10 protein-coding genes are annotated in these 14,495 nt (G+C 75.0%); 5 read left to right on the plus strand and 5 right to left on the minus strand.

What is annotated here, in order from left to right:
• The first annotated feature begins 17 nt into the window (after window positions 1-17).
• The gene (locus E0F75_RS19275) at window positions 18-452 is read left to right on the plus strand and encodes a DUF2000 domain-containing protein (RefSeq protein WP_187623754.1); all 435 of its coding nucleotides are present in this window, start codon (window positions 18-20) and stop codon (window positions 450-452) included.
• Between the two features lie 29 nt (window positions 453-481).
• Here E0F75_RS19275 and E0F75_RS19280 read toward each other — a convergent pair whose 3' ends face one another.
• Complete coding sequence (locus tag E0F75_RS19280) at window positions 482-1,933, minus strand: PLP-dependent aminotransferase family protein (RefSeq protein WP_187623755.1); 1,452 nt, start codon at window positions 1,931-1,933, stop codon at window positions 482-484.
• A 169-nt stretch (window positions 1,934-2,102) separates the two neighbouring features.
• Here E0F75_RS19280 and E0F75_RS19285 point away from each other — a divergent pair, with 169 nt between their 5' ends.
• From E0F75_RS19285 to E0F75_RS40060, 3 genes are all read left to right on the plus strand, one after another.
• On the plus strand, window positions 2,103-3,353 hold the full coding sequence (locus E0F75_RS19285; RefSeq protein WP_187623756.1) for a Tm-1-like ATP-binding domain-containing protein: 1,251 nt from the start codon (window positions 2,103-2,105) through the stop codon (window positions 3,351-3,353).
• A 36-nt stretch (window positions 3,354-3,389) separates the two neighbouring features.
• Window positions 3,390-4,223 carry a phosphoenolpyruvate hydrolase family protein gene (locus E0F75_RS19290; protein WP_229312736.1) on the plus strand — a complete coding sequence of 278 codons (834 nt, stop codon included), beginning with the start codon at window positions 3,390-3,392 and terminating at the stop codon, window positions 4,221-4,223.
• Window positions 4,224-4,292: 69 nt separating this feature from the next.
• Entirely contained in the window at window positions 4,293-7,370 is a 3,078-nt protein-coding gene (locus tag E0F75_RS40060) for an AAA family ATPase (RefSeq protein ID WP_187623757.1), read from the plus strand.
• Here the strand turns inward: E0F75_RS40060 and E0F75_RS19305 are convergent.
• Together E0F75_RS19305 and E0F75_RS19310 are read right to left on the minus strand one after the other, a co-directional pair.
• Window positions 7,352-9,208, minus strand: a complete 1,857-nt coding sequence (locus E0F75_RS19305; protein ID WP_187623758.1) for a serine/threonine-protein kinase — start codon at window positions 9,206-9,208, stop codon at window positions 7,352-7,354. The two genes, E0F75_RS40060 and E0F75_RS19305, sit on opposite strands and share 19 nt — an antisense overlap.
• Complete coding sequence (locus E0F75_RS19310; protein ID WP_187623759.1) at window positions 9,205-10,785, minus strand: hypothetical protein; 1,581 nt, start codon at window positions 10,783-10,785, stop codon at window positions 9,205-9,207. The genes E0F75_RS19305 and E0F75_RS19310 overlap by 4 nt, the downstream gene beginning before the upstream one ends.
• 328 nt (window positions 10,786-11,113) lie before the next feature.
• On the opposite strand from E0F75_RS19310, the gene E0F75_RS19315 reads away from it, so the two are divergent.
• Window positions 11,114-13,174, plus strand: a complete 2,061-nt coding sequence (locus E0F75_RS19315; protein WP_187623760.1) for a SpoIIE family protein phosphatase — start codon at window positions 11,114-11,116, stop codon at window positions 13,172-13,174.
• A gap of 84 nt (window positions 13,175-13,258) precedes the next feature.
• Here the strand turns inward: E0F75_RS19315 and E0F75_RS19320 are convergent, their stop codons facing one another.
• Window positions 13,259-13,891 (minus strand): DinB family protein, encoded by a 633-nt coding sequence (locus tag E0F75_RS19320; protein ID WP_187623761.1) that lies wholly within the window; start codon window positions 13,889-13,891, stop codon window positions 13,259-13,261.
• A gap of 161 nt (window positions 13,892-14,052) precedes the next feature.
• On the minus strand, window positions 14,053-14,448 hold the full coding sequence (locus E0F75_RS19325) for a molybdopterin-binding protein (RefSeq protein WP_187623762.1): 396 nt from the start codon (window positions 14,446-14,448) through the stop codon (window positions 14,053-14,055).
• Window positions 14,449-14,495: the final 47 nt, after the last annotated feature.

Raw genomic sequence — 14,495 nt, forward strand, 5'->3', positions numbered from 1 at the left:
GTCGGCAGTCTCGGACCATGACGACCACCGACACCGCACCCGTCCGCTTCGACACCAAGATCGCCGTAATCCTGCGGGAGGACCTGGAGACCTGGCAGCGCCTGAACGTCACCGCGTTCCTGGTCAGCGGACTCGGCACGGAGCTGCCCGAGGTGATCGGCGAACCGTACGCGGACGCCGACGGCACCCGATACCTGCCGATGTTCCGACAGCCCGTGCTCGTCTTCGAGGGGACGAAGGAGACGCTGACGGCGGCGCACGCCCGCGCACTCTCCCGCGCGCTCCCGCGGGCGGTGTTCACGACCGAGCTGTTCACCACCGGCAACGACCGCGACAACCGCGCGGCCGTACGGGCCGTGGGGACCGACGGGCTGGATCTGGCGGGCCTCGCCGTGTACGGGCCGCGCAACGCGGTCGACAAGGTGCTCAAGGGTGCCCGGATGCATCCCTGAGGAACCCGGAGCTCCCGGGGAGGCGACGGTCAGCCGGCCGCGCGCTCCGCGCACTCCAGAAGGGTCGGGAGTGCGGCCGCCAGGGCGTCCGTCCCGTGCCCGTACGGCAGCCGGAGCCGGTCCCGGAAACCGTCCACCGGCGAGAAGGCCGACCCCGGGACGACGGACACGCCGTGACGCCGCGCCAGCTGGGCGAGGGCCTCCGTGTCGGCACCCGGGACCCGCACCCAGAGCGCGGGGCCGCCCGCGGGCCGGGTCCACTCCCAGTGCGGCGCCCCGGCGCGCAGCAGCGCCTCCGCCGCGTCCCGCCGGCCGCGCAGCTCGGCCCTGCGACGCGCGCGTGCCTCCGGCAGCCGGTCGAGCAGACGGACGGCGACGAGCTGGTCCACGACGGAGGAGGACAGGTCCACCAAGGTCTTGATCTTCGCGAGCCGGGCCACCACCTGCGGCGAGGAACGGACCCACCCCACGCGCAGACCGCCCCAGAACAGCTTCGAGAGCGTGCCGACCGTCACCGACGAGCCCATGGGCAACCCGGCGACGAGCGGCACCGGGGCGGCCTCGTCGGGCACGTCGCCCAGGCTGAGTTCCGCGCACGCCGTGTCCTCCACCGCGAACAACTCCTGCTCCGCGAGCACCCGCTGCCACTCCCGGCGCGCCGCGCCGTCCAGGCTGCGCCCCGTCGGGTTGTGCGCCGTCGGCTGGAGGTACACGAGCCGGGGCCGCACATGGGCGCACAACCGTCGCAGAGCGGCTGCGTCGGCGCCGTCCCCGCCGCCGTCGGGGCCGTCACCGCCCACCGGCACCAACCGGGCACCACGCGCGCGTAGCGCCTCAAGGGCACCCCGATAGGTGGGGTTCTCCACGACCACCGTGTCACCCGGCTCGACCAGTGCCTGCGCCACCAGCCACACCGCCTGCTGGGAACCCGAGGTCACCAGGATCTGACCCGCCTCCGTCGGTACCCCCGCCGCCCGGTAGTACGCGGCGATGCCCTCCCGCAACGCCGGAATGCCGTACGGGTGGTAGCCGTCGGCCCCGAGAAGCGCGCCGAGGTCCCCGCAGGTCAGCGCGCCCACCGCCTCGCCCACCGCGCCGAGCCCCGGCAGCGCCCCGCTCGACAGGTCCGCGCCGCCGGCCGAGGCGGCCGTACGCGACCGGGCGTCGAAGCTCATGAGCCGCCCCTCCGTGACGTACCCGTCGACCGTCCCCGACCCCCGCAGCCGCGAGCCGCTGCCCCGTACGCTCTCCAGCCGGCCCTCGCTCTCCAGGAGCCCGTACGCGGCCGTCACCGTGGACCGGCTCACGCCGAGCACCAGGGCCAGTTCGCGCTGAGAGGGCAGGACCGTGCCACCCGCGACGTCGCCCCGCGCGGCCAGCTCCCGCAGCGCGTCCGCGAGCCGCCGTGGCAGCGGCCCCGGCCCCTCCGACGACCAGCCGGTGAGGAGTCGGGACAAACGGGTCGAAGCAATCCGGGCCATGGCACCCATCTTGCGCCACCACGCAGGCCAATCCGGCCAGAGTGGTCGTTGTCGCCGCAGGTCACACGACGGAGGATCGACAACGGCGGGCCCCGGGCGACGGGGCCCGGAGGCGGGAACGGGCTGGGGACCGGCCGGGATCGGGCCGGATCGGGAGAAGGGTGAGCGCATGGCGACCGTCGTGCTGGTCGGCACACTGGACACCAAGGGGGAGGAGTACGCCTGGCTGCGCGAGCGGCTCAGGGAGTACGGCGCCGACGTCCTCCTCGTCGACACCGGGACCATGCCCGCACCCGCCCACGCGCCCGTGGCCGACGTCACCGCCGACGTCGTCGCGCGGGCCGCCGGCCACGACCTGGCGAGGCTGCGGGCCGACGGGGACCGCGCGGCGGCCGTCGCCGCGATGGCCCAGGGGCTCACCCGGGTCGTCGTCGACCTCTACCGCAAGGGGAGGTTGCACGCCGTGCTCGCCGCCGCCGGGAGCGGCGGCTCCGCCATCGCCGCCCAGGCCATGCGGGCCCTTCCCATCGGCGTACCGAAGGTGCTCGTCAGCACCATGGCGGGCGGCGACGTCTCCCCGTACGTCGACAGCAGCGACCTCACCCTGATGTACAGCGTCGTCGACATCTCCGGGCTCAACTCCGTCTCCTGCCAGGTCCTCGGCAACGCCGCGGCCGCCGCCGCCGGCATGGCCCGCCGCCACGAGCGCAACCACGACGATCAGGCGGGCCGCGGACGGCCGGTCGTCGCGGCCACGATGTTCGGCGTGACGACCCCGGCCGTCGACGTGGCCCGCGCGCGCCTCGCCGAACTCGGCTACGAGGTCCTCGTCTTCCACGCCACCGGCGCGGGCGGCCGGGCCGTCGAGAAACTCGCCAGGGACGGCATGCTCGACGGCGTCCTCGACCTCACCACCACCGAACTCGCCGACGAACTCGTCGGCGGGGTGCTCAGCGCGGGCCCGTCCCGGCTCACCGCCGCCGGCGCCATGGGCATCCCGCAGGTCGTCGCCCCCGGCGCGCTCGACATGGTCAACTTCGGTCCTGCCGCCACCGTCCCCGAGCGTTTCGTCGAACGGCGGCTGCTCATCCACAACGCGACGGTCACCCTGATGCGGACCACCGCGCGCGAGATGGCCGACCTCGGCGCCGTCCTGGGCCGCAAGCTCCGCACCGCGCGCGGACCGGCCGAGGTCTTCTGGCCGCTGCGCGGCGTCTCGGCCGTGGACGTCGCCGACGGACCCTTCGCGGACCCCGAGGCGGACCGGTCGGGCCTCGACGCGCTGCGCGCCGCCGTACGGGGCGGCGAGGTCCGCGTCCACGAACTGGACGCCCACATCAACGACCCGTCGTTCGCGGTCGCCATGGCGGACCGCCTCCACCAGCTGATCACCGAGCACGCCCGCCGCGCCGCCCACTGAGGCACATGACACGGACACCGAGGAGTGAACACCACCGTGAACACCATCAGCCGTCAGGACGTGCTCGACCGGCTGCGCGCCCAGGTCGCCGCCGGCCGCCCGATCGTCGGCGCCGGCGCCGGTACGGGACTCTCCGCCAAGTGCGCCGAGGACGGCGGGGTCGACCTGCTGATCATCTACAACTCCGGCCGCTACCGGATGGCCGGGCGCGGCTCCCTCGCCGGACTCCTGCCGTACGGCGACGCCAACGCCATCGTCCAGGACATGGCGCGCGAGGTACTGCCCGTGGTCCGCGACACCCCCGTCCTCGCCGGCGTCTGCGGTACGGACCCGTTCCGCCGCATGGACCTCTTCCTGGACCAGCTCAAGGCCATGGGCTTCGCTGGCGTGCAGAACTTCCCCACGGTCGGCCTCTACGACGGCACCTTCCGCGTCAACCTGGAGGAGACCGGCATGGGGTACGGCCTGGAGGTCGACATGGTCCGCGCCGCCCACGAACGGGACCTGCTCACCGCCCCGTACGTCTTCGACCCCGGGCAGGCGGCCGACATGGCACGGGCCGGCGCCGACGTCCTGGTGCCCCACGTCGGGCTCACGACCAAGGGGGCCGTCGGGGCGGGGACGGCGATGACGCTCGACCAGGCCGCGGCGGCGGTCCAGGAGATGCACGACGCCGCCAAGCGCGTGAACCCCGGCATCCTGGTGCTCTGTCACGGCGGTCCCATCGCCGAGCCGGAGGACGCGCGCCACGTTCTGGAGCGCACCACGGGCGTCGTCGGCTTCTTCGGAGCCTCGTCGATCGAGCGCCTGCCGACGGAGCGGGCCATCACGGAACAGACCCGCGCCTTCAAGGCCCTGACGACCGGCTGACGCCGTTGTCGGTGGCGTGCCGTACAACTGAGAGCGGGGAAGAGAACGACCGCACGAGGGGGACGGCACGTGGACACTTTCGCGGATCCGGGGGGTGTCGGGCCTGCGCCCTTCGTCGGGCGGGCACGGGAACTCGACCGGCTCGACGTGCCCCTGCGCCACCGCGCCGAAGGCAGGGGCCCGGCGGTCGTGGAGGTCGTGGGCGAGCCGGGCATCGGCAAGTCCCGGCTCCTCGCCGAGTTCGCGGCACGGGCGAGGCGGCGCGGAGCGACGGTCCTGCGCGGCCGCGCGGGACCCGCCGTCCCGGCCGGCTCTGCCGTCCTTGTCGGCTCTTCCGTCCTGGCAGGCCGGGACCCGAGCCCACCTTTCCAAGCGTTCGCGGACGCCTTCGCGGACCTGGACCACCACGACCGCGCGCTCTCCCCGGCGCTGTCGGCCCTCGCGGAACTCGTCGAGTCGCCCCCGACGGCGCCCCGCGCGGACCACGGGGCCGATCCTCCGGCCGAGACGGGATCCACGGCGGGGGCCGTGCGGTCCGGTGGCACTGACGCCGGCCAGGTGCGGCGTATCGCGGCGGCGCTCGGGCGGGTTCCGGCGGACGGGCCCGTCCTCGTCCTCACACTCGACGACTTCCACGCCGCCGACCCCGCCTCCGTCGCGCTCGTCGACCATCTCCTCCGGCATCCGCTCCGGGCGCCCGTCCTGCTCGTGCTCGCCCGCCGCGAGCGGCAGACCACGCCCGCGCTCGCCTCCGTCCTCGCCCGTGCCGCCGACTCGGGAGACCTCGCCCAGCTCGCCCTCGGGCCCTTGGCAGCGGACGACTGCGCCGAGGGGCTCGCCCCCGGGCTGCCGGCCGGCCTCGGCCGGGAGATCCACGCCGTCAGCCACGGCAACCCGCTCTACCATCGCGCCCTCGCCCACGCGCGCACCCACGGGGGAGGGGTGCCCGGGACCGGACCCGTGGCGGTGCTCCTCGACGAGCTCGCCCCGCTCGACGGGGCGCAGCGGGCGGTCGTCGAGGCGCTCGCCGTGCTCGACGGGCGCGCCACGGCCGAACTGCTCGCCGCCGCCGTGACCCCGCACCCGATCGGCCCGCCTCCGATCGACCCGCCCCCGATCCCCCCGCACCCGACGGACCTGCCGCAACCACCGTCCCCCTCGCACCCGTCGGGCCCGCCGGACCCCATGGCCCTGGACGACGTGCTCAGGGAGCTGACCCGCCGTGACCTCGTCCGGCCCGACGACGACGGGCGGATCCTCGTCCTGCGCCACCCCGCCCTGCCCGAGCTCGTCCGGGGCACGCTCGACCCGTGGCGGCGCCGTGAACTGCACCGGCGGGCGGCCGACGCGCTCGCCGCTGCCGGGGCGCCCGTGACCGAGCGTGCTCCGCACCTGGTCCGCGCCGTGACGGCCTGGCACCCGGACGTCGCCGCCGAGCTGGTCGAGGCCGCCGAGCGGATCGGCGCGGCCGACCCCGCGCGCGCCGCCCACTGGCTGGGGGCCGTCCTCGCCCTGCTTCCCGACACCCCCGAGCACCGTGCCACCTGGCGCGATCTGACGCTCCGACGGGCCCAGGCCCTCGGATCCGCCGGCCGGGTGGCGGAGAGCCGGGACCTCCTCCACCACCTCGTCGACACCTGCCGTGCGCCGGACACGGCCGAGCTGCGGACCTCCGCCGTCCTGCTCTGCGCCTTCATGGAGCGCCACCTCGGCCGCTACCCGGAGGCGGACGCACTGCTCCGCCGCGAGCTGGAGCGCACCCCCGGCCCCCGCCCCGACCTGCGGACCTGGCTCGTCGTCGAGTGGGGCTGCCGGGCCCTGTTCGCCGCCCGGTACCCCGAGGTCCGGTCCGTCGTCGACCGAACCCTCGAAGAGGCCCGCCGGCGGCGCGACGAGGCGGGCACGGCGGAGGTGCTCACCCTGGCCGCGCTCGGCGAGGTGTACGAGGGCGAGACCGCCGCCGCCCGTGTCCACGCGGCGGAGGCCGCGGCCCTCACCGACACCTTCACCGACGGCGAACTGGCCGCCCACCCGGAGTCGTTGGTACGGCTCGGCTGGACCGAGGTCTTCCTGGAGGAGTACGGGCGGGCGGAGCGCCATGCCACCCGCGGCATCGGGATGGCCCGGCGCGCCGGACGCCCCTTCGCGCTCTCGCAGTTGCTGCTCTGCTCGGCGTACGTCCACTTCCTGACCGGCAGGGTCGGTGCGGCGCTCGACCTGGCCGAGGAGTCGCTCGCCGTCGCCCGCGCCCTGGGCGGTGCCGAACTCGTCGGCTTCAGCGGGGCGATCCGGGCCGTGGTCCTCCTCCACGCCCGGCCCCTGGGCGACCCCGAGCCGTCGGCAGCCGCCGCGGAGGCCGCGGCCACGGTGGGGACCGCCGAGGGCTGGTGGGCCACCCAGACCCGCTCCCTGCTCGGCTACGCCGTGCCGCTCCACAGGGACCCGCACCGGGTGCGCGAGGTGCTCGTGCGCGCGGGCGGCGACCGGAACCTCTCCCGGCTCCAGCCCTCGCTGCGCCCCGGATACCTCGAACTGCTCGCGGGCGCGGCCCTCGCCACCGGAGACCCGGCGGAGGCCGAGCGGGTCGCCCGCCGGGCCCTCGCGGAGGCGGAGCCGCTCGGGCTGCCCGTACAGCGCGCCGCCGCACTGCGCGCCTGGGGACAGGTCCTGGCCCGGCGCGGCGAATCGGCTTCCGCCGCACGGGCGTTCTCCGACGCGGCACGGGAGAGCGCACGCTCGGGGGCCGTCCTGCGGGAGGCCCACAGCCTGCTCCTCGCCGCGCCGCAGACACATGCGGCGGGCGACGGGAAACGGGCCGCCGCCCAGTGGCGCAGAGGCAGGCGACTGGCCTTCGAGGGAGGCGCCCGCATGCTGGTCGATCTGGCCGACCGCACCCGCCCTGCCCCTCCGGAGGGCGCGGCCGGGGGCCGGCTCGCCGGCCTCACCCCGAGGGAACGGGAGATCTCGGTCCTGGTCGCCGAGGGACTCACCAACCAGGCCGTGGCCGACCGGCTCTGTCTCAGCCCGCGCACGGTCGAGAGCCATGTCGCCCGGGTCTACCGCAAGACGGGAGTGGAGAGCCGGGCGGCCCTCGCCTCCCTCGTGGTCAGGGACGGCGTCGGCGAGGGTCAGTTCTCGCGGGGATAGGTCGCCGTCACCCGGCCCTTCGCGTCCGCCTGGAGATACGCGGAGCCGTACGTGTCGGACAGGTAGACGCTCATGCCCGCCTTGGTCCCGAAGATCGACGAGGGCGGGTTCATGACGAGGTAGCGGCTGGTCGGCTCGGCGACGCCCAGTTCCTTGTCCGCGCGCTTCATCAGTGCCGGCAGGGCGTCCCAGTCGAAGTCGTTGAGGTCGGTCGGGACCGAGCCGGGGAAGGCCGTGCCGGATCCCTGGCGGACGGCGGCGTCCTCGCCCCGGTACATGTACCGGTCGTACCGCTTCGTGCTGCCCTTGACGAGTGACTCGGCGATCGCGTAGTCCGGGTACACGACGAAGCTGGTCACCATGGTCCCGCCCGCGGCCTCCTTGATCGCGGCGATGGCGGACCGGACCCCGGCGGGGGTCAGCAGACTGCCCTTCACCGGGGCGACGTCCTTCGACGACGACGGCGAAGGCGTCGACGCCGACGTCGGTTCGTCCGACGCGTCGGGCCGCTGGGCGACCGGGCCCTGCTGCGACGGAGGCGCGCTGCTCGGCCCGCTTCCCGGGTCGCCGGGCCGCCAGTCCCACGTCATCGCGGCGACGGGAATCCCCACGGCGAGCACCACGACGGCGGCGGAACCCAGGAAACGGGCGGTACGACTCCGCAGTCGGCCGGCGGCACGGGCCGGGGAGGCGGACGAGGGAGCCGTCGCGGGGGAGACCCCGGGGGGCGCGAACACGGCCGCAGCCGCGGGGGGAGCGGCCCACGGGGGAGCGGCTGCGGGCGAGCCGCCCTGCGACGCCGTCGCGGCGGCTGCCGAACCCGCGCCCGAGGTCGCCGGAGGTGCCGGTTGGCTCGCCGGAGGTGCCAGGTGGAACGAGGTCGCCTCGCCCCCGCCGGTGCCTGCCGCACCCGGCTCGCCGAAGGCCTCCGGGCCCGCCCCGTGCGCGGGAGCCGCCGCCAGGTCCCGTACCGCGCCGGCGTCCTGACGGAGTGCCGGTCGGGCGCTCGGGTCCGGTGACGCGACGGTGGCGAGCGCGCGGTCGAGTTCCTCCGCGTCCGGGCGGGCGGACGGCTCCCTCACCAGCAGCCTGTTCAGCAGGCCGGTGAGCTCGCCGGCGCGCCGCGGGGGCGGTACGTCGTCGGAGAGGACGGCCGCCAGCGTCGCGAGCGTGTTCTCCCGGCGCAACGGGTGGTGGCCCTCGACCGCCACGTACAGCACCATGCCGAGCGACCACAGGTCGGCGGCCGGGCCGCTGCCGCCACCGCCGCGGATCCGCTCGGGCGCCATGTAGTCGGGCGAGCCGATGATCGAGCCCGAGGCCGTCAGGACGGTGGACTCGCGGATCGCGGCGATGCCGAAGTCCGTGAGCACCGGCCGCCCGTCGGGGCGCAGCAGGACGTTGGCGGGCTTGACGTCGCGGTGCTCGATGTCCCGCTCGTGTGCGGCCCGCAGGGCCGAGAGCAGCTCGCGGCCGAGCGCGGCGGCCTCGACCGGGGTCATCGAGCCCCGGTCGAGCCGGTCCTGGAGGGAGCCGCCGGTGACCAGCTCCATCACGAGCCACGGGTAGGTGCCCTCGCCGGCGTCGACGATGTGATGGATGGTCACCACGTTGGGGTGGTCGATCCGGGCGAGGGCGCGCGCCTCGCGCAGGACACGCTCGCGCAGGGTCCGGGCGCCCTCGACGTCGTGCTCGGCGTGCGCGGGGTCCGGCGGGCGCACCTCCTTGACCGCCACGTCACGGTGGAGGACCAGGTCGCGGGCGCGCCAGACCGTTCCCATCCCACCGCCGCCCAGCCGCTCCACCAGCTCGAAACGGCCGTCGATCACTCTGTTCACTCGCACCCCTGTACTCGGGTCCCCGGGGCGGTGGCGGCCTGCGGCCCGGCCCCGCCCACTTCGCCGTACACGTCGACCTGGTAGCGCCCCGGCGGTCCGAACGGCTCCGGGAGTTCACGCAAGCCCGGCCACGGCCCCTGCGTGGTCCCGTCCGGGGCACCACCCTCCGCCGCGGCCTCGGTCTCGGCCTTCGCGTCGGCGTAGACCGTACCGCCCGTGCCGCGGATCTCCGGCACCGGGCGGTGGGTCCCCGCCAGGCACAGCGCGTGCGCCGCCCGGTGGCTCAGGGCCGCGCCATGACGTCGGTCGCCCCACGACCGGGCCTCTGCCGCGGCGAGCTCGTACTCCCGCGCCGCCCGGCCGGGTTCGTCCAGGTGCAGCAGACACTCGGCGAGCCAGGCCCTGGCCCGTACCCGCGCCGCCGTGTCACCGTCCTCCGCGAACCCGGGCAGCGCCTGTCCGAGGAGGCCGAGGGCCTTGCCGTAGCGTCCGCGCTCCGCGTGCGCGACACCGAGCAGGAGCCGTGCGAAGGCACCCACGCGGACGTCCTGGGCAGGCCCGTCGGTGTGCCGGACGGCCTCGGCGAGCAGCGCCAGCCGCTCGCCGTCCTCCTCCACCGACTCCTCCGGCACCCCCTCCGCCACCTCCTTCGCGTCCCGGGCCGTACGCCCCTGCTCGCCGGACCCGGCGACCGCCCGGGCCAGGGCAAGACAGAGCCGGGCCCGGTCGGCGGCCCGCAGCGGCGCGTCCGTCACCTCGGAGGCGAGGGCGGCTCGGAGGAGTGCGGCCGCCTCCTCGTGCGCGCCGGTCGTACGCAGCACGGCGGCGAGCAGGAGTTGATGCCCGGTGGCAGGCCACAGCCGGCCCCCGGCCCGGTGGTCGTCGAGCGCCGTTCTCAGCTGGGCCTGTGCGGCCGCCGGGTCGTCGGGCGCCGTGATCCGGCCGAGCAGCGCGCGCGTGTCGGCGAGCACGCCGAGGACGGCGTGGTCCGCCCGGTGCGGCGCTGCGAAGGCGATCAGCCGGGTGAGTTCCTCGCGCAGGGCGGCTGCCTCGGCCGCCGGGTCGGGTGCGGTGTCGAGCAGATCGGCGCGGGCCCGGCCGTGCAGCAGACGCACCGTCGCGGTCTCGGTGACCCCGGCCCGCCCGACTCGGTGGAGGGCCGTGGCCCGCTCGCACAGCTCCGCGAGCCGGGCGCAGGCCGTCGCTCCGGTCCCGGGGCCCGCGAGGAGCGCACGCGCCCGCGAGACCAGGGCCTTGCCCCGCTGCCCGGCCTGCTCGTGCAGATCGGCGGCCCGGAAGAAGAGCGGCCCCGCGGCCGGGCGTGCGGCGCCCCGGCAGTCGAGCGCGGTCGCGTCCAGGGCGTCGGCGTGGTCCCCGGGGGTGAGGGCCCCGCCCGCGCGCTGAAGGGCCGTCGCGGCCCGCTCCCAGGCGCTTCCGGCCCAGGGGTGCCCATGGGCGGTGAGCCGCCGGGCCCGGTGGAGCAGCTCGTGCGGATCCTCCGGCTCGTCGCCGGTACCGGCCCCCCGGTCGTACGGACGCACATCGAGGCGGAACTCGTCGGGCGAGCGGCTGCTCATGTGGGGGGTGCTCCGGGGAGAGGGGACGGGAGGGAACTGCACACCCGGCAGAACCCGCGAACACAGAGGTCGGACCGACTTTCGCAGCCCCGAGCCGCCCGCACATCCGTAGAACTACGGAATCCGCCGTCCCGGTGTCCCCCTCCCCCTCTCCCACCGACTCTCACCCCGCCTCTCCCACCGACTCTCACCCCGCCCCCACCCCGTACCGCCCCTCCCCACCGCATCGATCGGCCGCACTGCGCAGAGCCCGCGCCCAGGTACTCGGCTAGGGTGATTCGATAGGGAATGCGCCCCCCGGGGCCGGGCCGATGCGTAGGTCGATGCGTTGGAGACTCACGAGTCGTCGAGCAGGGTTCCGCAGCCGCCCCGGGCGGCCGTCGGGGACGCGGGTGTGCTCCGCGAGCTGCTCCCGATCGCCCTGTGGCGTGAGGACGCCGAGGGTCGCATCGTCGAGTGGTCGCTCGCCGCGCAGGATCTGCTCGGCCACCGCCCCGAGCATGTGATCGGGCGGCTCGCCACGCCCCTCCTCGTCCCCGACGACAACCGTGAACTCGCCGAACGGCTCACTCATCGCGTCCAGGCCGGCGAGACCATGGTCGGCACCCTCCCCGTCCGGCACCGCGACGGGCACACGGTCGCCATGGAGATGTGGATCGTGCCGGCCGCCGACCCGGACGGCCGGCCGGGCGCGATGCTCATCGCGGTGGAGACCTCCGAGGTCCTGCGCATGCGGGAGAACCTCGCGGCGATGGAGAGCCTCTTCACCCAGTCGCCGATCGGTCTCGCCCTGCTCGGCCCCGACCTGCGGTTCCTCCGGGTGAACGACGCCCTGGCCCGGATGAACGGGGTGGCGGCCGCCGAGCACGTGGGTCACCGCCTCACCGAAGTGGTGCCCGGTGTCAACGCCGCCTCGCTCGAATCCCTGATGCGCCAGGTCATGGAGAGCGGGAACGCCGTCGTGGACGCCCGCCGGGTCGGCCGTACCCCCGCCGACCCCGATCGCGACCGCATCTGGTCCTGCTCGTACGCCCCGCTCATCGACCGCACCGACCGGCGGTCCCTGGGACTCATCGCGTCCCTGGTGGACATCACCGAGAGCCAGGAGGCGCACACCGAGGTCGAGCGGGCCCGCCACCGCTTCGCCCTGCTCGCCGAGGCCGGGGCGCGGATCGGCACGACCCTGGACCTGCAGCAGACGGCCGAGGAGACGGTACGTTTCCTCGTGCCGCAGCTGGCCGACTCGGCGGACGTCCAGATGCTGGAGTCCGTTCTGGAGCCGGACGACCCGGTGGCCTCCACGCGCGGGGTGCTACGGCGACTCGCGGCCCGCTTCCCGGACCCCACGGCCCCCACGTCCCTGCTCGTCCCGGGGCAGACCTTCCAGATCCCGCTGGACTCCGTGTACGAGGGGGTCGTCGCCCGCGGCAGGCCCACGAACCTCTTCACGTCCGACATCCCGCAACTCTTCACCGACCCGCGCACCGAGGCGCTCCGCACCTACTTCGCCACCCGCATCGGTTCGGCGCGGCTCGTCCCCATGGTGGCCCGCGGCCAGGTGCTCGGCTCGGTCACGGTGACCCGGCTGCGGACCCGTGAGCCCTTCGACGCGCAGGACTGCGTCCTCATCGACGAGGTCGTGGCCCGGGCCGCCCTCAACATCGACAACGCGCGCCTCTACACCACCCAACGGGAGGCCGCCCTCACCCTGCAGCGCAGCCTCACCAACAGCGCGCTGCCCGCCGTCACCGGGCTCGAACTCACCGGCCGCTACCTGCCCGCGAGCGCCCATGACGTCGGCGGCGACTGGTTCGACGTCATCGCCGTACCAGGCGGCAGGACCGGCCTCGTCATCGGTGACGTCATGGGGCACGGCATCCACGCGGCCGCGGTCATGGGCCAACTGCGCACGGCGGTACGGACCCTGGCCCGTCACGACATTCCGCCGGCCGAGATGCTCAGCTCCCTCGACGCCGTCGTCGCCGACCTCGGTGAGGACACGATGGCGACCTGCGTGTACGCAGTCCACGACCCGGCCACCGGCGGCTGGGTCATCGCGCGCGCCGGTCATCCACCGCCGGCCGTGGCCACCCCGGACGGGACGATCACCTTCCTCGACGGGCCGCCGGGAACCCCACTGGGCACCGGCGCCCACGACTTCGGCACCGAGGAGGTCGCCCTGCCCGAGGGCGGGCTGCTCGTCCTCTACACGGACGGCCTCATCGAGGCCCGCGACCGCGACCTCGACGAGGGGATGCGACAGCTCGCGGGGGCGCTCCGGCACCTCGACCGCCCTCTGGACGAGCTGTGCGACGACATCCTGAAGCAGCTGCTCGCGGCACCCGCGCAGGACGACGTGGCGATTCTGCTCGCCCGTACGACCAGCTGACATCCCGTACGGCGTTCAGCCGGTCGTACGGGAAAGGGGGATTCCCTTCGGCTTCGTTCGCGGAGGTCCGGGGGCGGGCCGGCTTCAGGATCCCGCGTGCCGGAGCCGGTGCAGGTCGCGGAGGAGGGCGATCTCCGCCCCGTGGTGGAGGAGTTCCTGGTTCACCCACCAGACGGTCTCCAGGAAGGGATCCTCCGGATCGCTGCCGTGCGGGTAGGTGCTGTACCCGACGGTGTCGAGCGCCGCGTCGTCGGCGGACAGCAGCGCGTCCCGCCAGGCCCCGGCGGCGGTGTCGAACGCGGCGACGGCCGTGGCGACGTCCCCGCTGATCGCGTAGTCGTCGCGGGTGAGGGTGTGGCTGCCGTTCGTGTGGTCGGCGCGGAGCGCGAGCAGCTCGCTGAGGTGACTCAGCCGCCAGGCGATCGTCGTGAACGGCGGCGGGGTCGGGTGCGGTGCCGGAGTCGCGTCCCGGCCCCAGTCGCCGGAGTCGCTGCCGGCCAGCACGGTGGCGCGTGGTCCGGGACCGTCGGTGCGGCGCCGGACGGACCAGCAGCCGGGCCCCGGCTCCCAGAGGTACTCCGCGTCGGTCATCGGACCGACTTCGATGTCCGTACCGTTCCCGCTGTCCATCACCGGCCCCGCCATGCGGTCGGTCAGCCGCCTGCGCGCGAAGTCGAACTGGTCGAGGAGGGGGACGAGTCGTGCGGGTATCGCCATCGGGGGGCTCCGGGTCGCAGAGGGGCCGGGCAGGTGGTCGGCAGGCGGAGGGGCAGGCGGGATCAGGTACGGCCGGTCGGCAGGCGAAGGGCAGGCGAAGGGCAGGCGAAGGGCCGGCGGGATCGGGCCCGGCCGGTCGGCAGGTGGAGCGACGGGCCGGATCAGATCCGGTCGATGTGCACGCTCGTCGACTTCACGCGGGCGGTGGCCTGCATGCCGACCTCGAGCCCCAGCTCCTCCACGGCCTCACGGGTGAGGAGCGAGACGAGCCGGTGCGGACCCGCCTGGATCTCCACCTGCGCGGCGATGTCGCCGAGTTTGACGGCCGTGACGATGCCGGGGAACGCGTTGCGCACCGACGTGTACGCCGTGTCGTCGTCGCCCTGGCCGCTCTGGGCGACCTCGACGGAGAAGGCGGCCAGGTCGCGGCCGTCGATGAGACGTCGGCCGTTCTCGTCGCGATGGGTGACGAACCGGCCGCCGTCGGCCCAGCGGCGGGCGGTGTCGGGGCTCACGCCCAGCAGGCGCGCCGCCTGCCCGATGGTGTAGGACTGCATATGCGAGAGATTACGCCCCCGAGGCTCGCATATGCAAGGAAAATGCG

This window comes from Streptomyces sp. CB02980 (assembly GCF_014451325.2).
Classification (GTDB): Bacteria; Actinomycetota; Actinomycetes; order Streptomycetales; family Streptomycetaceae; genus Streptomyces.